Origin of the sequence: Streptomyces sp. NPDC047117 (assembly GCF_040643545.1) — a bacterium.
Classification (GTDB): Bacteria; Actinomycetota; Actinomycetes; order Streptomycetales; family Streptomycetaceae; genus Streptomyces.
Genome location: NZ_JBEYUN010000009.1, coordinates 274795 through 292680, shown reverse-complemented (window position 1 = coordinate 292680; position 17886 = coordinate 274795). Strand labels below are relative to the sequence as shown.

Annotated in this window: 17 protein-coding genes, 1 tRNA gene and 1 riboswitch; of the genes, 10 read left to right on the top strand and 8 right to left on the bottom strand. The window is 73.8% G+C overall.

Going from position 1 to position 17886, the window contains the following annotated elements; genetic code table 11:
• The first annotated feature begins 25 nt into the window (after positions 1 to 25).
• Positions 26 to 601, top strand: coding sequence for a TIGR03086 family metal-binding protein (locus tag ABZ840_RS19960; RefSeq protein ID WP_361561361.1), 576 nt, complete (start codon positions 26 to 28; stop codon positions 599 to 601).
• A gap of 84 nt (positions 602 to 685) precedes the next feature.
• Here ABZ840_RS19960 and ABZ840_RS19955 read toward each other — a convergent pair whose 3' ends face one another.
• Positions 686 to 859: a hypothetical protein gene (locus tag ABZ840_RS19955; RefSeq protein ID WP_181138496.1), complete on the bottom strand. Its 174-nt coding sequence runs from the start codon at positions 857 to 859 to the stop codon at positions 686 to 688.
• 342 nt (positions 860 to 1201) lie between these two features.
• On the opposite strand from ABZ840_RS19955, the gene ABZ840_RS19950 reads away from it, so the two are divergent.
• Positions 1202 to 2635 carry a lipase maturation factor family protein gene (locus tag ABZ840_RS19950; protein WP_361561360.1) on the top strand — a complete coding sequence of 478 codons (1434 nt, stop codon included), beginning with the start codon at positions 1202 to 1204 and terminating at the stop codon, positions 2633 to 2635.
• Here the strand turns inward: ABZ840_RS19950 and ABZ840_RS19945 are convergent.
• Positions 2538 to 3617: a tetratricopeptide repeat protein gene (locus ABZ840_RS19945; protein WP_361561359.1), complete on the bottom strand. Its 1080-nt coding sequence runs from the start codon at positions 3615 to 3617 to the stop codon at positions 2538 to 2540. The two genes, ABZ840_RS19950 and ABZ840_RS19945, sit on opposite strands and share 98 nt — an antisense overlap.
• A 261-nt stretch (positions 3618 to 3878) precedes the next feature.
• Positions 3879 to 3997, top strand: a riboswitch (cobalamin riboswitch).
• A gap of 59 nt (positions 3998 to 4056) precedes the next feature.
• Between ABZ840_RS19945 and ABZ840_RS19940 the strand changes: the two genes are divergently transcribed.
• The 3 genes from ABZ840_RS19940 to ABZ840_RS19930 all read left to right on the top strand — a co-directional run bounded on the left by ABZ840_RS19940 (position 4057) and on the right by ABZ840_RS19930 (position 6081).
• Positions 4057 to 4938 (top strand): DUF72 domain-containing protein, encoded by an 882-nt coding sequence (locus ABZ840_RS19940; protein ID WP_361561358.1) that lies wholly within the window; start codon positions 4057 to 4059, stop codon positions 4936 to 4938.
• A 59-nt stretch (positions 4939 to 4997) separates the two neighbouring features.
• A complete protein-coding gene (locus ABZ840_RS19935; protein ID WP_361561357.1) occupies positions 4998 to 5993 on the top strand; it encodes a helix-turn-helix domain-containing protein in 996 nt (331 codons plus the stop codon).
• A 14-nt stretch (positions 5994 to 6007) separates the two neighbouring features.
• Positions 6008 to 6081 (top strand) — tRNA-Met (locus ABZ840_RS19930).
• A 134-nt stretch (positions 6082 to 6215) separates the two neighbouring features.
• Here the strand turns inward: ABZ840_RS19930 and ABZ840_RS19925 are convergent.
• Together ABZ840_RS19925 and ABZ840_RS19920 are read right to left on the bottom strand one after the other, a co-directional pair.
• Positions 6216 to 7058: a SigB/SigF/SigG family RNA polymerase sigma factor gene (locus ABZ840_RS19925; RefSeq protein ID WP_361561443.1), complete on the bottom strand. Its 843-nt coding sequence runs from the start codon at positions 7056 to 7058 to the stop codon at positions 6216 to 6218.
• A gap of 423 nt (positions 7059 to 7481) precedes the next feature.
• On the bottom strand, positions 7482 to 8690 hold the full coding sequence (locus tag ABZ840_RS19920) for an MFS transporter (protein ID WP_361561356.1): 1209 nt from the start codon (positions 8688 to 8690) through the stop codon (positions 7482 to 7484).
• Positions 8691 to 9076: 386 nt separating this feature from the next.
• On the opposite strand from ABZ840_RS19920, the gene ABZ840_RS19915 reads away from it, so the two are divergent.
• Positions 9077 to 10765, top strand: a complete 1689-nt coding sequence (locus ABZ840_RS19915) for an ATP-binding cassette domain-containing protein (protein ID WP_361561355.1) — start codon at positions 9077 to 9079, stop codon at positions 10763 to 10765.
• A 145-nt stretch (positions 10766 to 10910) separates the two neighbouring features.
• Here ABZ840_RS19915 and ABZ840_RS19910 read toward each other — a convergent pair whose 3' ends face one another.
• The gene (locus ABZ840_RS19910; RefSeq protein WP_361561354.1) at positions 10911 to 11717 is read right to left on the bottom strand and encodes a methyltransferase domain-containing protein; all 807 of its coding nucleotides are present in this window, start codon (positions 11715 to 11717) and stop codon (positions 10911 to 10913) included.
• A 58-nt stretch (positions 11718 to 11775) separates the two neighbouring features.
• On the opposite strand from ABZ840_RS19910, the gene ABZ840_RS19905 reads away from it, so the two are divergent.
• The 3 genes from ABZ840_RS19905 (at position 11776) to ABZ840_RS19895 (ending at position 14620) form a co-directional block, all read left to right on the top strand.
• Positions 11776 to 12234 carry an Rrf2 family transcriptional regulator gene (locus ABZ840_RS19905; protein WP_361561353.1) on the top strand — a complete coding sequence of 153 codons (459 nt, stop codon included), beginning with the start codon at positions 11776 to 11778 and terminating at the stop codon, positions 12232 to 12234.
• Positions 12235 to 12386: 152 nt separating this feature from the next.
• The gene (locus tag ABZ840_RS19900) at positions 12387 to 13316 is read left to right on the top strand and encodes a sulfite exporter TauE/SafE family protein (RefSeq protein ID WP_361561352.1); all 930 of its coding nucleotides are present in this window, start codon (positions 12387 to 12389) and stop codon (positions 13314 to 13316) included.
• A gap of 50 nt (positions 13317 to 13366) precedes the next feature.
• Positions 13367 to 14620, top strand: a complete 1254-nt coding sequence (locus ABZ840_RS19895; RefSeq protein WP_361561351.1) for an acyl-CoA dehydrogenase — start codon at positions 13367 to 13369, stop codon at positions 14618 to 14620.
• A gap of 27 nt (positions 14621 to 14647) precedes the next feature.
• On the opposite strand, the gene ABZ840_RS19890 is transcribed toward ABZ840_RS19895, so the two are convergent.
• Positions 14648 to 15328 carry a phosphoribosyltransferase family protein gene (locus ABZ840_RS19890; protein WP_361561350.1) on the bottom strand — a complete coding sequence of 227 codons (681 nt, stop codon included), beginning with the start codon at positions 15326 to 15328 and terminating at the stop codon, positions 14648 to 14650.
• The gene (locus ABZ840_RS19885) at positions 15325 to 15999 is read right to left on the bottom strand and encodes a hydrolase (RefSeq protein WP_361561349.1); all 675 of its coding nucleotides are present in this window, start codon (positions 15997 to 15999) and stop codon (positions 15325 to 15327) included. Before ABZ840_RS19885 ends, ABZ840_RS19890 begins: the two co-directional genes overlap by 4 nt.
• A gap of 204 nt (positions 16000 to 16203) precedes the next feature.
• Here ABZ840_RS19885 and ABZ840_RS19880 point away from each other — a divergent pair, with 204 nt between their 5' ends.
• Positions 16204 to 17403 (top strand): lactonase family protein, encoded by a 1200-nt coding sequence (locus ABZ840_RS19880; RefSeq protein ID WP_361561348.1) that lies wholly within the window; start codon positions 16204 to 16206, stop codon positions 17401 to 17403.
• A 49-nt stretch (positions 17404 to 17452) separates the two neighbouring features.
• Here the strand turns inward: ABZ840_RS19880 and ABZ840_RS19875 are convergent, their stop codons facing one another.
• Positions 17453 to 17686, bottom strand: a complete 234-nt coding sequence (locus tag ABZ840_RS19875) for a hypothetical protein (protein ID WP_361561347.1) — start codon at positions 17684 to 17686, stop codon at positions 17453 to 17455.
• Positions 17687 to 17886 lie beyond the last annotated feature (200 nt).

Here is a 17886-nt window from a genome sequence, read left to right as displayed (position 1 = left end):
GCCCCCGCTCCTATGCTGAGGAGCCATGGAGTCCAACGACATTCTCCGCCGCCACGGCGAGGCCATCGACCTCTTCGGGGACCGCGTCCACACCGTGCGCGACGACCAGTGGGACGCCCCGACGCCGTGCGCGGACTGGACGGTGCGCGACCTGGTGAACCACCTCACCGCCGAGCAGCTGTGGGTGCCGCGGCTGGTGCGGGACGGGGCCACGATGGAGGAGGTCGGCGACGAGTTCGACGGCGACGTGCTCGGGGACGATCCGGTGGCGACCTGGGACCGGGCCGCGGTCGCGGCGGTCGCGGCGTTCACCGAGCCCGGCGCCCTGGACCGGGAGGTGCACCTCTCGTACGGCACCAGCGGCGCCGCCCCGTACTGCAGCCAGATGACGATGGACGCGGTGGTGCACGCCTGGGATCTGTCACGGGCGATCGGCGCGTCCGAGGAGCTGCCGGGTGAGCTGGTGGGCCAGGCGCTGCGCGAGGTGGAGCCCTACGCGAAGGAGCTGAGCAGCTCGGGGCTGTTCGCGCCGGCGATCGAGCCGCCGCCGGGGGCCGATGACCTCACCCGGCTGCTCTGCCTGCTGGGCCGCCGTCCGTAGGCAGCGGCCGCAGCGGCGTTCCGGCGCGGTCGGCGGCGGAACGGTGTGCCGTCGGCCGGCCGGTGATCCGGCCGGCCCGGTGCGTCAGTCGATGCCGCGGAAGATGTGCTGCTCGGTCGCGGACTCGTCCTCGCAGCCGGCCAGGTGGACCGGGGCGCAGCGGCTCCAGACCTCCAGGTTGCGGACCTCCCTGATGCGCCCCTGGCGCTCGCCCTGCTTCGGTCGGGGCTGCTTGCTGATCGTCTGTTCCGGTGCCACCACGCACTCCTTAGCCAACGGGATGAGGTACTGACGCGGTGGCGCCGTTTGTCACAACCGGGAGTTCGGCCATGGTTCGTGGCGCATCCCGCGACGGGCCGAGGATGTCGGCATCTCCCAGACAGGACGTCCGTCACCGCTCAGCCTAACGACATGAGTGCCCCGCCGCGCGGCAATTACCGTCGATAGGGTTACAGGACGGAGAAACCGCCCCCGTACGGCCCGTTTCAGCCACGTCGGCGAGGGACGGCAACCATGTCGCGGAGTCCCGGGCTCCGCCCGTCGGCAACACGGGCGCCACACGGTGGGCAGCGGACACGCACCGATGCTACGGATAGGCATGTGGAGTGGTTCCCGGCACCGGAGTACTGGCTGGGCCGGCTGGTCTTCCAGCGGGCCCTGGCCGCGCTGTACGTGATCGCGTTCGTCTCGGCCGCGTTGCAGTTCAGGGCGCTGATCGGGGAGCGCGGGATGACGCCGGTCCCGGACTTCGTGCGCCGGGTGCCGTTCCGCAAGGCCCCCTCGGTGTTCCACTGGCGCTTCTCCGACCGCTTCTTCGCGGGCTGGGCCTGGGCGGGCGCGCTGCTGTCGGCGGCCGTCCTGGCGGGCGCGGCGGACGCCGTGCCGCTGTGGGCGTCGATGGTGTGGTGGACCGTGCTGTGGGCCATGTACCTCTCGATCGTCAACGTGGGCCAGACCTGGTACGGCTTCGGCTGGGAGACCATGCTCCTGGAGACCGGCGCGCTGGCGGTCTTCCTGGGCAACGCGCGCACCGCGCCGCCCGTCCTGGTGCTGTGGCTGCTGCGCTGGCTGCTGTTCCGGCTGGAGTTCGGCGCCGGGCTGATCAAGATGCGCGGCGACCCGTGCTGGCGGGACCTGACCTGCCTGGACTACCACCACGAGACGCAGCCGATGCCGGGCCCGCTGAGCTGGTTCTTCCACCACCTGCCGAAGCCGGTGCACCGGGTGGAGACGGCCGCGAACCACGTGGCCCAGCTGCTCGCCCCCGTACTCCTCTTCACCCCGCAGCCGGTGGCCACCTGGGCGGCGCTGACGATGATCGTCACCCAGCTGTGGCTGGTGCTCTCGGGCAACTTCGCCTGGCTGAACTGGCTGACGATCGTGATCGCCGTGTCGGTCGTGGACGCCTCCGCGGTGGGCCTGGGCGGCCTCGTCGGCCCGCCGGCCGGCCTCGCGCCGCCCCCGCTCTGGTACGAGGTGCTGGTCATCGCGGCGACCGTTGCCGTCCTCGCGCTCAGCTACCGCCCGGCCCGCAACCTGCTCTCCCGCCAGCAGCGGATGAACACCTCGTACGAGCCGCTGCACCTGGTCAACTCGTACGGCGCCTTCGGGTCCGTCACCCGCGTCCGGCACGAGGTGGTCGTCGAGGGCACGGCGGACGAGGTGATCACCGATGCCACCGAGTGGCGGGAGTACGACTTCAAGGGCAAGCCGGGGGACGTGCGCCGGATGCCGCGCCCGTTCGCCCCGTACCACCTGCGGCTGGACTGGCTGATGTGGTTCGCGGCGCTGTCGCCGGGCTACGCGAGCCGCTGGTTCGGCGGCTTCCTCGAACGGTTGCTCGAAAATGACCGGGACACGGTGCGGCTGCTGCGCCGGAACCCCTTCCCGGACGCGCCGCCCCGCCACGTACGCGCCCGGTTCTACCGCTACCGCTTCACGACCTGGCGGGAACTGCGGGAGACCGGAGCGTGGTGGCACCGGGAGCCGGTACGGCAGTTCTTTCCGCCGACAGCTCTGCGCGGAAGGACCTGACCATGTCCCGGGCGTGCCGCAGCCCGATCCGGGTGACCTCGCGCTCGACGTCGTCCAGCTCGGCGGCCACCTCGTCGTACGGCCATCCCAGGTGCGCCCGGGACTTCACCAGCCCCAGCCGCGAGAGCGCCGTGCCCCGCGGCTCGGACATCGACCGGAACTCCGCCAGCGCGCCGCTGTAGACCACGGCGGCCTCCTCGTACCGCCCGGCCCGGTACAGCACGTTGCCGCGCATCTTGCGGTTGTAGGCCAGCGCCCCCGCGAGGTTCAGCTCCCGGCAGAGGGCCTCGCCCCGGCCGAGCAGCCGCAGCGCCTCCTCGGTCTCCCCCAGCACGGACCGCACGTCGGCCACGCCCCGCAGCGACCAGGCCAGCCCCCGCCAGTCCTCGGCCTGCTCGGCGACCTGCGCCGACTCCTCGAACAGCGCGAGGGCCTTCGCGTATCCGCCGGTGTTGCGGTGCATCTGCGCGATCCCCGACATCGCCCACACCATGTGCCGCGCCTCACCGTGCGCCCTGGCCTGCGCCAGCAGCTCTTCATGCAGCTCGGCGACGGCCTCGTAGTCCCCCTGTATGCGGCCGGTCTCGGCGAGCCCGGCCAGCGCGTAGCCGTGCGCGAGGCGGTCGCCGCTCGGTTCGGCGAACGCGACGGCCGCCGCGAGCAGCCGGCGCGCGAGCGCGAGCCGTCCGCACTGGCGGGCGAGCGTGCCGCCGCTCCACAGCGCCCACGCCATGCTGCCGGGGTCCCCCGCGGTGCGCGCGCTCCGGTAGCTGGCCCGCCACGCGGCCTCGGCCTCGGCCACCCTCCCGAGCCGCCGTCCGGCCTCCGCCTCGGCGAGCGCGGCCCGCGCGGCGTCCCCCGGCCCCACGGCCGCGCCCCGTGCGCGCCGCGCGGCGACGAGCACGTCCTCGTACGAGGAGTTGACACTCAACTCCGCCCCCAGCTCCCCTTGATACTCCGGAGCGAATGCCTTCCCGTACATCCCGAGTCCTCCTGGTCACGTGCGTCGGTCAGGCATCGACGCTATGTGCCGAGGAAGCCCCGGGACGTCACTCCACCTGCGGTTATCCCGGTCGCTCTCGGGATGTACGGCCGCGCTGCCGATCAACCTGGAGATGTACGGGGCGTCCCCTAAGGGGAGGAGCCGCAGGGGGGCAGCCGTCGCCGCGGTGGCCATATGGGCCTGTGGTAGCTTGCCGGAGCCAGTCGTACCTTGCATGTGCATGTGCACGTGTATGGGTCAGGGAATCCGGTGCGAATCCGGAACTGAGGCGCAGCGGTGAGGGTGACGGGCGGGGCATCGGCACTGGACGGCGTACGCGGTCCGGGAAGGCGTTCCGTCCGGGTGAGCCCGAGTCCGCCCGGAGCTGAGCCCGACTCCGACCGGAGCTGAGTCCGCCGGGACGGGGTACGCGGCCGCCATGAGGAGTGGCATCGCCGTCGGTACATGTTCGTGGACGGACCGGGCGCTGGTGCGGAGTGGGTGGTACCCGCCCGGCCGGCGGGACCCGGAGGGCCGGCTGCGGCACTACGCCGAGCAGTTCCCCGTCGTGGAGGTCGACGCCACGTACTACGCACTGCCCAGCGCCCGGAACAGCGCGCTGTGGGCGGAGCGCACCCCGGACGGCTTCCGTTTCGACGTGAAGGCGTTCTCCCTGCTGACCGGGCACCCGACACCGCCGCGGTCGCTCCCGCCCGACCTGCGTCCCGCCGCGGCGCGGACGGGCGACGTACGCGACACCGACCCGGCACTGCTGGACGAGGTGTGGGCGCGGTTCGGGCAGGCCCTGGAACCACTGCGGAAAGCCGACCGCCTCGGCACGCTCCTCTTCCAGTTCCCGCCGTGGTGCGCGCCCGGCGCCCGCTGGGAGGCGTTCCTCACCCGCTGCCGGGAACGCACCCAAGGGTGGCCCGTGGCCGTCGAGTTCCGGCACCCGGGCTGGTGGCAGGGGGACCGCGAGGAACGCACCACGGCGCTCCTCACCGACCTGGGCATGGCGGCCGTGGCCGTGGACATGACCCAGACGCTGCCCCGCTCCGTACCGCCGGTCGCCCCGGTCACCTCGCCGCACACGGCGGTGGTCCGCTTCCACGGCCGCAGCGCCTCGTGGGGCCGCGGCAGCAAGGAGGACCGCTTCCGGTACGCGTACGGGCCGTCGGAGCTGACGGAGTGGGTGCCACGCATCCGGCACATGGCGGACCGGGCCGAGCACGTCCACGTCCTCTTCAACAACTGCTGCGGGGACGCGGCGGTACACGCGGCGGAACGTATGCGGGAGCTGCTGACCGGCCAGGGCGACTGAGGCCCACGGACTGCGGGCCCGGAGCTTCCGCGCGAGGAGCAGCGAGATACGTTCCCCTCATGCTTACGGTTGCCGTGCTCGCGCTGCCTCGGGTGGTTCCGTTCGATCTGTCGACGCCGGTCGAGGTTTTTCAGCGTGCGCGGCTGGCGGACGGGCGGCCCGGGTACCGGGTGCGGGTCTGTGCCGAGGAGGCGGAGGTGGACGCGGGGACGTTCACGTTGCGGGCGCCGTGGGGGCTGGAGGGGCTGGCGGGCGCGGACACCGTCATCGTGCCCGGTACCGCCGATGTCACGGCACCGATCGGCCCCGCCGTGCGGGCCGCGCTGCGACAGGCCGCCGACCGCGGTGCCCGGATCGCCTCGATCTGCTCGGGCACTTTCCCGCTGGCGGCGACCGGGCTCCTCGACGGGCTGCGGGCCACCACCCACTGGGTCGCCGCCGATCTGCTGGCCGCCACGCATCCGGACATCGAGGTCGACCCGAACGTGCTGTACGTCGACAACGGGCAGTTCCTCACCTCCGCCGGCGCCGCGGCGGGGCTGGACATGTGTCTGCACATGATCCGGCGGGATCATGGTTCCGCGGTGGCCGCCGACGCCGCCCGGCTGTCGGTGATGCCGCTGGAACGCGAGGGCGGGCAGGCGCAGTTCATCGTCCACGACCGGGTGCCCGCACCGGAGGGGTCGGTGCTGGAGCCGGTACTGGACTGGCTCCAGGACAACCTCGCCCGCCCGCTGACGCTGGACGACATCGCCGGCCGCGCCGGGGTCAGCACCCGTACGCTCATCCGCCGCTTCCGGGAGCAGACGGGGACCACCCCGCTGCAGTGGCTGCACCGTGCCCGCATCCGGCGGGCCCAGCACCTGCTGGAGACCACCCGGCAGCCGGTCGAGCGCATCGGCCGCGAGGTCGGCTTCGGCTCGCCCACCGCCTTCCGCGACCGTTTCAAACGCACCACCGGCGTCAGCCCGCACACCTACCGCCGTACCTTCGGCGGAACCGCCGGGCCGGAGGCGAACGGCGAGGATTGGGTGAACGGGCGTGCGATGGCGTAGAGTGAAACCACCGACGCGGGGTGGAGCAGCTCGGTAGCTCGCTGGGCTCATAACCCAGAGGTCGCAGGTTCAAATCCTGTCCCCGCTACTCATCTTCCGGCCCCTCGGCACTTGCCGAGGGGCCGGAAGCGTTTGGGCGGCGTCGTCAGGCCGCTGCGCCGCGGCCCGCGAGGAGCCGGTACGCGGCGGACCGGAGCCGGATCGTGAAAAGCCGTACGGAGTTCACGCCGCCGCACGCTCCGGTCCGGCCTCGATGCGGTCGGCGATCTGGCGGCAGGTGCGCGAGATGATCCGGGAGACGTGCATCTGGGAGAGGCCCAGCTGCTCGGCTATCCGGCTCTGCGTCAGGTCGCGGAAGAACCGCAGGTAGAGGATCTCCTTCTCCCGCTCGGGGAGGTTGGCGAGGTACGGCTTGACCGCTTCCCGGGCCACGACCAGGTCGAAGCCCGCCTCCGGGGTGCCGAGGGTGTCGGCGAGCGAGCAGCCGTCGTCGCTGTTCTGCAGCTCCGCGTCCAGGGACAGGGGACTGAAGCTGTTCAGGGCCTGGGAGCCGAGCAGGACGTCCTCCACGGGCATGCCGGTGTGCTCGGCGATCTGCTCGGGGGTGGGGCCGTGGTCGTCGATGTTGCTGGTGAGTTCCTGGCGGGCGGCGCGTACGCGGTTGCGCAGCTCCTGGACCCGGCGGGGGACGTGCACGCCCCACATGTGGTCCCGGAAGTGGCGCTTGATCTCGCCGATGACCGTGGGCACGGCGAAGCTCTCGAAGGCGTTGCCGTGCGAGGGGTCGTAACGGTCGACGGCCTTGACCAGGCCCATGGCGGCGACCTGCTGGAGATCCTCCAGGTTCTCGCCGCGGTTGCGGAAGCGCAGCGCGAGGCGTTCGGCCATCGGCAGCCAGGCGCTGATGACCCGGCCGCGCAGCTCCTCCCGCTCGGGGCCGTCCGCCAGCGTCACCAGGCGCCGGAAGTCCTCGGCGGTGTCGGGGGCGTCGTCGTGCGGGTGCCGGCCGCGGCGCCCGGTGGCGGCGGGGGCCGCCGGCTTCGCCGCGCGGCGCTGCCGCTTGATGCCGCGGGGCTTGTTCGGCGGGCGGTTCGGGGACTGCTCCGCGCGACGCCGCGTGGAGCGGGCCTCCGTGCCGCGCTCCGGTGCCGATGCCGCCGCGGCGTCCGACACCTCGGACGCCTCCGGAACCTCCGCGGCGAACCGGCGGTCTTCGGTCTGCACTGTGTTCTGCGTCTTCACGAGCATGGTCCGGGCTCCTGGGTCAGCATCTCGTTCCAAAAGGACATGTCTGCATCCGTGGAAGAGCGGCCTGACAGGCGCGTCCTGCGGAAGTCACACTGCTCCCACGGGGCGTGCCTACGGGCCGAAGCACGTAACTCCTGCTGCCCCCGGCTTTCCGCGGCAAACAACCCGCCGAAAATTTTTCCCCACGGCCTTTCCTGCCCGACTCAAACCGCTTGTGAGCTGGGCTTTCGCCCTTCGGGGTCAGCTGTTCCCCGGAGTCCTCCGACGCACTGTCAGAAGGCAGCAGCCGACAGCCGCGACGGCCGCCGGGGCACCCGCGGCGGGGAGGAGAACGCGGTGGTCCACAACGGCGACCAGCCCCGCGCCGACGGCCAGTGTCAGCGCGTTGGGGGCGAAGAGAAGGGTGTTGGCGGTGGCGGCGGCCCGGCCCAGCAGTGCGTCCGGTACCTCACGCTGCACGGCGGTCATGGCGGCGATCAGGACGCAGGGCAGGCCCGCGCCGATCATCGCGCTCGCGGCCAGGGCCACGGGCACCGAGGGCAGGGCGCGCAGCGCGACACCGAGTGCGAAGAGCAGGATGCCCGCTGCCGCGAAGACCCGGTCGGGCATGCGCCGCAGCAGGGCGCCGGCGCACAGCCCGCTGAGCACGGAGCCGATGCCCTGCACGGCGTAGAGCACCCCGGTGAACGCGGGCGGGCGGTGCAGGCCGGCGTCCACCACCGCGTACACCGCGGCGCCGTTGAGCCCGGCCACGCCCATCGTGGCGGCGCCGGCGAGGACCAGCCGCCACAGCAACGGGTGCCGGCGGAGCGCGCCGGCCCCCTGGACGACCTGCGTGGTCCAGCGCTCACCCGGGGGCGGGCCGGTCGCGGGTTCCTCGACGCGCAGCAGCGCGAAGGCCGCAGCGGCGACGGCGAAGGTGACCGCGTCCAGGAGGGCCACGGTGGGACCGCCGAACCGGACGAACAGCCCGGCGCCCAGGAGCGGGGCGAGCAGCTTCATGCCTTCGTTCGCCGTCATGCGCAGGCCGTTGAAGTCGCCCCGCAGTTCCTGGGGTACGGCGGTGGCCACGAGGGCGGCCTCCGCCGCGTCGAGCAGGACGGAGCTGACGCCGTACAGCAGCAGAACGGCGAAGAGGATCCAGATCCGGTCGGCCGAGCGGACGGCGAGCAGCGGCAGCAGGGCGAGCGCCATGGCGAGGTGCACCCGGATCAGCAGCGGCCGCCGGCGCACCCGGTCGGCCACGGTGCCGATCAGCGGGCCGCAGAGCGTGGGTGCCCATACGCAGAAGGTCGTGAGGGCCGCCAGGCTGTCCGAGCCGGTGAGCGACTTGGTCCACACCCCGGCCGCCAGGAACATGGCGGAACTGCCGAAGCCCGAGACCACCACGCCGCTCAGGTAGTACGCCGCGTTGCGGTCGCGGAGCACCCGGACGCCGCTCCAGCCCATGCGGGCTCCCCTTCCCCCGTCACGCTCCCCCGCCGCACCGGACGCGGGCTCCCCTTCGCCCACTCCGCGTACGTACGGAGGCATCGTGGCCGTCCGGGGCGGGGCGCGGCAAGGGCGAGGCGGGCGGGACGGAGGGTCCGTACGGCCGCCGTGCCGCGGGGAGCGGAAATTGACGAGACGGTCCGGTTCGCCACGTGGTACGGTACGTACGTGCGATTCTTCTACTTCCTGTGACGGACCACGCGGCAGCCTGCCCCTCGTGAAGTGACCGAGGCAGCAGGCCGCCTGCCGTGTCCACGGCCGCTCGCCGGCCTTCCGTCGCTCTGACAGGAAGGACACACTCCCCGCCCGTACGGCGGGTGGAGTGTGTCCGGATCCGGAGAACCATGCACACCCTTGCCCTCCCCGCGCGTGCCCGCGCACAGCTCATCGCCGCCGACGTCCGCCTCGCCCGCGGCGGCCGGCCCGTCCTCACCGGCGTCGACATGACGGTCACCCCCGGCTCGCGCTGGGGCGTGGTCGGCGAGAACGGCCGCGGCAAGTCGACGCTGCTGCACGTCCTCGCCGGGGTGCTGGCCCCGGACGCCGGGACCGTGCGGCGCGTCGGCACCCTGGGCAGCGCCGAACAGGAGATGGACGCCGACGAGGACCGTACGGTCGGCGACGTCATCGACACGCACCTCGCCGACGCCCGTGCGGCGCTGGCGGCCCTCGACGACAGTGCCGCCGCGCTCGCCGCGGAGCGTCCCGGCGCCGACGACGCCTACCAGGCAGCCCTGGAGGCGGCCGAGGCGCTGGAGGCGTGGGACGCCGACCGGCGCGTGACGGTCGCGCTCGAAGCGCTCGGCGCGGTGACCGACCGCGCCCGGCGCCTGGTGACCATGTCGGTGGGACAGCGCTACCGGGTGCGCCTGGCGTGCCTGCTCGGTGCCGCCTACGACTTCCTGCTGCTGGACGAGCCGACCAACCACCTCGACCGGGCGGGGCTGGACTACCTGACCGGCCGGCTCACGCGGTGGGACGGCGGCGTGGTGGTGGTCAGCCACGACCGCGCGCTGCTCGGCGACGTGGCCACCACGGTCCTCGACCTCGACCCCAGCAGCGACGGCCGGCCCGCCGTGTACGGCAACGGTTACGACGGATACGTGGCCGGCCGCCGTGCCGCCCGGCAGCGCTGGGAGGAGGAATACGCCGAGCAGCAGGCCGAGCACGCCCGGCTGGCCGCGGACCTGACGGCCGCGCAGCAGCGTCTGGTCACCGGCTGGCGGCCGGGGAAGGGCACCGGAAAACACCAACGCGCCACCCGCGCGCCGGGGTTGGTCCGCTCGGTGCACCGCCGCCAGGAGGACCTCCAGCGGCACGAGGTGACGCTGCCCGAACCGCCCCTGAGCCTCGCCGCGCCCGAACTGCCGGCGCGGAACGGGGTGACGTGGGTACGCGCCGAAGGCGTCACCGTCGCCGGACGGCTGACCGCGCCCGCCGACGTGACGCTCCGGTCCGGGTCGCGGCTGATGGTCTCGGGCCCCAACGGGGCGGGCAAGTCCACGCTGCTCGCCGTGCTCGCCGGGCACCTGGAACCGGACTCCGGGCAGGTGCACCACGCCCGGCACGCACGGGTCCGGCTGCTCCGCCAGGAGTCCGCCGCCCCGGCCCGCCGCCGCGCCCGCGAGCTGTACGACGCGCAGCTCGCCGCGCTGGTCACGGCCGGGCGGCTGGACGGCGGCGAGACGCTTCCCCTGGAGCAGCTGGGCTTGCTCGCCCGGCGCGATCTGGACCGGCCGGTGCGGGAGCTGTCCATGGGCCAGCAACGGCGCCTGGACCTCGCCCTCGCACTGGCCGCCCGGCCGCACGCCCTGCTGCTGGACGAGCCGACCAACCACCTCTCGATCGCCCTCGTCGACGAGTTGACCGAGGCGCTCGAAGCGACTGCGGCCGCGGTGGTGATGGCCACCCACGACCGCCGACTCGGCCGCGACACCGCGCACTGGCCGCACCTCGCACTCGGCGCCGGCGCCACGGTCACCGCACCGGCCGACGCCGGATCCGCCGCCGCACGCGGACATCACGTGGCATGAGCGGCTTCGGGCCGGGCATAGTGCGGGTCGGCGCGCGCGAGATCTTCGGGAGAGCAGTCCGCCGATGGCGGGCATCGCACGCCATGTGATCGACGAGGTCACGGCCGATCGGAGTGGGGCGGCACGCAGTCCTGAGTCGCGCCGGTCAGTGGCTGCCGCCCGGCTTGCGGCCCCACGCGGAGATCAGCGGGGCCATGGTGAGGTCGAGCCGTCCCGCCGTGACGTTCGCGTGGTGTTCCTCGATCTCGGCTTCGGTGGCGAGGCCTGCCTCGACGAGGCGGTCGCGGAGTTGCCGTACCGTCGCGGCCTCCAGCGCATCGCAGGCCGGCGAGGTGACCGGGAAGTAGGCGTCGGCCGCCACGTCGGTGAGGCCGGCCTCGCGCAGCAGGCGCGGCAGGGTCCGCCCGAAGGCCAGGTCGGCGCCGCGCCGGGCGAGCAGTTCGCGGGAGCCCCGCCGCAGCCGGTTGGCCAGCCGCTCGGCCGGCCCGTGCTCGTCCGGACAGGCCAGCGGCTGCAGGGCCGGGTCGGCATCCTCCAGCACGAGCACGCCGCCCGGCCGGAGCGCCCGCACCATTGCCGCGAGGGCGGCCGCGCGCTCCGGTACGTGCACCAGGACCAGGCGCGCGTGCACCAGGTCGAACGGGCCGGGCGGCGGCTCCTCCGCCGCCACGTCGTGGCGCACCACCTCGTACGGGGCGTCCGACTCCATCCAGACCGTGTCGATGTCGGTGGCGAGGACGCGGCCGGCCGGGCCGGTGCGCGCTGCCAGCCAGGCCGGTACGCCGGGGCTGCCCGCGCCCACCTCCCAGCAGTGCCAGCCCCGGGTCACGCCCACGGCCGCCAGGTGCCGGAAGGTGACGTGGTCGAAGAGCTCTGACATCGCAACGAAGCGCTGTCCGGCCTCGGTCTGCTGGTTGTCGAAGAGGTATCCGTCGTCGTTCGCGTGTGCCACCCGGCGATCCTAGACGCGGGGCGCGGGACGGCCCGTCACCGTGCGGGATAATGCCGGCATGCGTATCTCAGCCAGGGCGGACTACGCGGTACGGGCCGCGCTGCAGCTCGCCGCCTGTAACGACGCCGGACCGCTCAAGGCCGAGGCCATCGCCGCCGCCCAGGACATTCCGCACAAATTCCTCGAAGGCATCCTGAACGACATGCGCCGCGGCGGGCTGGTACGCAGTCAGCGCGGCGGCAACGGCGGCTACCGGCTGGCCCGGTCCGCCGAGGCCATCAGCATCGCGGAGGTCATCCGCGCGGTGGACGGGCCGCTGGTGTCGGTGCGCGGCGTCCGGCCGCCGGAGCTGTCGTACACCGGGCCCGCCGAATCGCTGCTGCCGCTGTGGGTCGCGCTGCGTGCCAATGTCCGGCAGATCCTGGACGGGGTGTCGCTGGCCGACGTCGCGGCCGCCCGACTCCCGGCCGACGTCCTGTCGCTGACGGAGAGTCCGGAAGCCTGGACCAACCCCTGACGGGACCTGCCCCCTGACCCGCCCCCACCTGCGACGTCTCATATAACGAGAGCTTTCTGTCCGCCTTTTGAACACCCTCTTGTCACCAGGCATCGCCGCGTCGAGTATTCCTATCAATCCAGTGGGAAAACTAGGGAATCTGTGAGGTCGCCGTGCGTACGCTGATCCTGTTGGCCTTGGCCGGGCTGGGTGCCCAACTGGTGGACGGCAGCCTGGGCATGGCCTACGGCGTCACCTCCACCACACTGCTGCTCGCCGTGGGCACCAACCCCGCCGCCGCCTCCGCCACCGTCCATCTCGCCGAGATAGGCACCACCCTCGCCTCGGGCGCCGCGCACTGGCGCTTCGGCAACGTCGACTGGCGGGTCGTCCTGAAGATCGGCATCCCCGGGGCCGTCGGCGCCTTCGCGGGCGCCACGTTCCTCTCCGCGCTCTCCACCGAGCTCGCCGAGCCGGTGATGGCCCTCCTGCTGCTGGGCCTCGGGCTGTACGTGCTGGGCCGGTTCACCGTCGCCGGGCTGCCCACCGACAAGCTGGACAAGCCGCTGCGCAAGCGTTTCCTGTCCCCGCTCGGGCTGGTCGCCGGGTTCCTGGACGCCACCGGCGGCGGTGGCTGGGGCCCGGTCGGCACGCCGGCGATCCTGGCCAGCGGCCGGCTGGAGCCCCGCAAGGTCATCGGCTCCATCGACACCAGCGAGTTCCTGGTCGCGGTCGCCGCGAGCCTCGGCTTCCTCGTCGGCCTCGGCGGCGAGGGCGTCAACTGGCTCTGGGCCGTTGCCCTGCTGGCCGGCGGACTGATCGCCGCACCGATCGCCGCCTGGCTGGTCCGCCACGTACCGCCGCGCGTCCTCGGCTCCGCCGTCGGCGGCCTCATCGTCCTGACCAACATCCGCACCCTGCTGCGCAGCGACTGGCTCGGCGCCGGCGACGCCACCCAGTGGACGGTCTACGGCTTCGTCTACGTCCTGTGGGCGGCGGCCGTCGCCTACTCGGTCAAGGAGCACCGCCGCGCGAACAGGGCCGTGACGCAGCCCGCGGCGGAGCCGGCGGACGCACAACCCGTCGAGGCCACCACCACCTGACGGCCACCGCCCCGAACCCCCCACCCCGCAACCCCTCCCGGAGGTATCGCGTGTCTCTCGACACCCCTTGTCCGGCGCCCGCCGGGCAGCCGGCCGACGGCGGGCCCTGGCCGCGCACCGTACGGGAACTCGCCGACGACCTCGCCGTGGACGCGAGCGCCCGCGACCGGGCGGGCAAACCGCCCTACGAGGAGGTCTCCCGGCTGCGCGAGGCAGGTCTGCCGGCCTTCCTCGCGCCGCCGGGCCCGGACCGCGGCACGGACTGGCGCTCCGCCTGCGCCGCCGTACGGGAGATCGCGACGGCCGACAGCTCCCTCGCGGAGCTCCTCGCCCACCACCACGTGACCTCCTGGGGCCCCCGGCTCTTCGGCACTCCGGAACACGCCGCGCGGCTCGAACTCCGGGCCGCGCGCGGGCGGTGGCTCTGGGCGGGGCGCACCGACGCGCCGGAGAGCCCGGACGGCAGCGGCCTGTGGCTCGCGCCGCACGGCAGGAAGTACGTGCTCAACGGGGTGCGCGCGCTGGCCGCCGGCGCGAGCACGGCCGACCGGTTCCTGCTTTCGGCCCACCGCCTCGACACCGGGGAGCCGGTCGTCGTCGTGGTGGACCCGGCGCGGACGACCGTGACCCCCGACGCGCCGGAGGAGCGGCTCGGGCAGCGGCTCACCGGCGCGGCCAGCGTCGGCTGCGACGACGTGCCGGTGACGGCCGCTCAGATCCTGGGCACGGTCCCCGGAGACGAGCACACCGTTCTCCCGTACACCGCGCTCGCCCCGCTCGCGCTCCGCCTGATCCTGCTCCACGTCGGCCTGGGCAACGCCGAGGGAGCGCTGGCGGAGGCCCGCGACGTGAGCCGGGTGTCGCCCGGCGTCCATCCGTTCACCGACACCGGCAACGGCGAGTACGCCGCGGCGCCCGGCGAGGACCCGTATCTGCTCCTCGCCTACGGCGAGCTGGCGACCGCGGCGCACAGCGCGTCCTCGGTCGTCGACCGCGCCACGGACGCGATGGCGCAGGGGCTGCTGACGGGTCCCGCGCTCGGGCCGGACGAGCGCGCCGAGATCGCGTTCCTCGTCTCCGCCGCCGAGGCCGTCACCGCCGACGCGGCGCTGCACATCACCACGCGGATCCTCGAACTCACCGCGGGGGCACCGGGCCTCTCCCCCGCCACCGACCCCGGCTTCGACCGCTTCTGGCGCAACGCCCGTACCCTCACCGCCCGCAGCTCGGCCACGCACCGGCTCCGCGACATCGGCGCCCACTACCTCAACGGCGCCCGGCCGTCCCTCACTCTGCACGCCTGAGCCGCGGGGCGGCGGAGGCGGCGCACGCTAACGGCCCGCGGCCGTCCGGTGCAGTGCGTCGATGACGTCCTCGTCGGAGACCTGGGTGAAGTCGTCGTACCACTCGCCCACCGCGCGGAAGTCCGGCGGGCGGCTCAGGCAGAGCACGTCGTCGGCCTCCACCGCCAGCGCGGCGGCCGTGCTCGGGGAGGCGACCGGTACGGCCAGGAGGACGGTGGCGGGGCCGTGGCGGCGGAGGGCGCGCAGGGCGGCCCGGGCCGTCATGCCGGTGGCCAGGCCGTCGTCGACGAGGACGACCGTACGGCCGGTCAGCTCGGGCGGGGGGCGCCGGCCGCGGTAGAGGTCCTCGCGGCGGTGCAGTTCGGTGCGCTCGCGGGCGACGTCGGCCGTCAGCCCCTCCTCGGTGAGGCCGAGGAACTCCAGGGCACGGGCGTCGAAGAGCGGCCGGTCCTCGCCGGCCAGGGCACCGATGGCCAGTTCCGGCTGGCCGGGGGCGCCGATCTTGCGGGCGACGAGGACGTCCAGCGGTGCGCCCAGGTCGCGGGCGATCTCGGCGGCCACCGGGACGCCGCCGCGCGGCAGCGCGAGGACGACGGGGCCGTCGGGCGGGTGCCCGCCGATCAGATCGGGCCGGGTCGCCTCAAGGTGTTCCCGCACCCGCCGCGCGAGCTGCCGGCCGGCGTCTCTGCGGTCCGTGAAGCGCCTCACCGGGGGCCGCCCTCCCTGTGCGGCGGCCTGCCCGGCGCGAAGAACCAGTCGCGGGCCACGACGGCGACCTGGTCCAGGGCGCCGGACTCGGGGAAGAGGTGGGTGGCGCCCGGGATCACGTGGAGTGCGCAGCGGGCCGGCAGCCGGTCGGCGGCCTGCCGGTTCAGCTCCAGCACCTCCGTGTCGCGGCCGCCCACGATCAGCAGGACGGGGGCGCGTACCCGGCTCAGCGCGTCACCGGCGAGGTCGGGGCGCCCGCCGCGGGAGACGACGGAGCTGACCCGGTCGGCGCGTTCGGCGGCGGCCACCAGCGCGGCGGCGGAGCCGGTGCTGGCGCCGAAGAGGTGCGGGCGCAGCCCCGCGGTGGCCGGATGGGTGCGGAGCAGGTCGACGGCCGCCACGATCCGTGCGCCGAGCAGACCGATGTCGAAGCGGTGTTCCCGGGTCACCTCGTCGACCCGGTCCTCGTCCTCGGTCAGCAGGTCCAGCAGGAGGGTGGCCAGGTCGTTGGCGTGCAGGTACTCGGCGACCCCGCGGTTGCGCGGGCTGTGCCGGGAGCTGCCGCTGCCGTGCGCGAAGACGACCACGCCGCTGGGGTGCTCGGGGACTCGCAGGTCGCCCGTCAGGGAGACGTCACCGGCCGGTACGGACACCGTTTCGTCGAAGGTCATCGGACTCGCTCCCGCTCTGTTCGCCGGCGGTATGTCGCTCACCGATACGGGTAACCCCTCACGCAAGATCGTACTCTTCCGCGCAAAGCGGGCAAACGTGGCTGCGGTGGGCCGGGCGCGCACGGGGTCTTGTCAGCTCCGTTGGTATGGACCACTCTGGCTGCCGACCGACGCCGATCATGCCGATGGATGCCGAGGTGTGCCATGAACGACCGCTCGTCAGCGCGCGGACCCTCCGGACGGCTCGGCCGCCGCGGCTTCCTAGGCGCGCTGGCGGCGGGCGCCTCGGCCGCCGGCCTGGCGACCGCGGGCGCGGCACCGGCCACCGCGGCGGGGCGCGACGGGCACAAGGGGTCCGACGGACCGCGGCCGCTGTTCCTGGGGACCTACACCTCGATGCCGGGCGGCGGCAGCGGCATCGGACTGGCGGCGTACGACCCGGCGTCGGGCCGGATCACCGGCAACGGCGTGCTCCCCGGCGTCGCCGACCCGTCCTTCCTCGCCCTCTCCCCCGACGGCGGGACGCTGTACGCGGTCGACGAGAGCACGGACGGCGCGGTCACCGCCGTGGCGCTCGCCGCTGACGGCGCGCACCGCGTGCTGGGCAGCCGGCCGACGGGCGGCGCCGGCCCCTGCCACCTGTCCGTTCACCCCTCCGGCCGCTGGCTGCTGAGCGCCAACTACACCTCCGGCAGCGTCGCCGTGCACCCCGTCGACCCCGCGACGGGCGCCCTCGGCGAGCGCACCGACCTCGTGTCGCACTCCGCGCCACCGCCGGGCCCCGGGCAGGACGGCCCGCACGCGCACCAGATCGTCACCACGCCCGACGGCGGTCACGTCCTCGCCGTGGACCTGGGCACCGACACGGTCTACACGTACCGCCTGGACCCGTCGGCCGGCACGCTCCACCCGGTGTCGACGGCGGCGCTGCGCCCCGGAGCGGGCCCGCGCCATCTGACCTTCCACCCCGGGGGCCGGCACGCCTACCTCGCCAACGAGGTCGACAACACGGCGGTGGTCTGCGCGTACGACCCCGCCACCGGCCGGCTCACGCCCGGCACCCCGCAGCCCACCGGCACCGGGGCCGGGACCAGCTACCCGGCGCAGTTCCTGGTCACCCCCGACGGCCGGTTCGCGTACCTGGCCAACCGCGGCCACAACAGCCTGACCCGGTACGCCATCGAGGAGGACGGCGCCCGGCTGCGGCTGCTGGACACCGTGCCGGTGGGCGGCGACTTCCCCCGGCACATCACGTTCTCGCCGGACCACCGGCTGCTGTTCGCGGGAAATCAGCGGTCGAACACCGTCACCGTCTTCGCCGTCGACCCGGACTCGGGAGACCTGCGGCCCACCGGGACGCCGTTCGAGGCGCCGATGCCGGTGTGCGTGCTGCCGCTGCCGTGACGAGCGCCGGGCGGGTCCTCCGCGGAGAACCCGCCCGGCGCCCCTGCCCTCAGCTGCTCAGCCGGCTGCCCAGCAGCTGCTTGCCCAGCTCGGCGCCCTTGCGACTGTCGGCCTGGGCCTTGCGGAACAGCTCCGCCAGCTCGGTGTCCTTCTCCCGCTCCGCGTCCTGGATGTACGTCTCCATCCGCAGGGCGTTGTCCAGGCACGTCTGCGTGTACCAGAGCAGGTTGTAGTTCTTGTCCTTCGTCCCGGTGACCTCACCGGACTCGTGCGTGCTGGCCATGTGACCGACCTCCACGTCGTGGACTGGGACGTTGCGGGTGTCCGCCGCCCGACGGCCCAAACGCCGGGCCGCGGACCCGGCCGGTTCCGACCGGTCCGCCGCACTCCCGGGACCTCTGCGCCGGACATACGGGACGAAGGTCCCGCTTGCCGGGGTGCCGCGGGCGGCATCACAGGCTCGGAACGCCGTTCCGCGCGCTC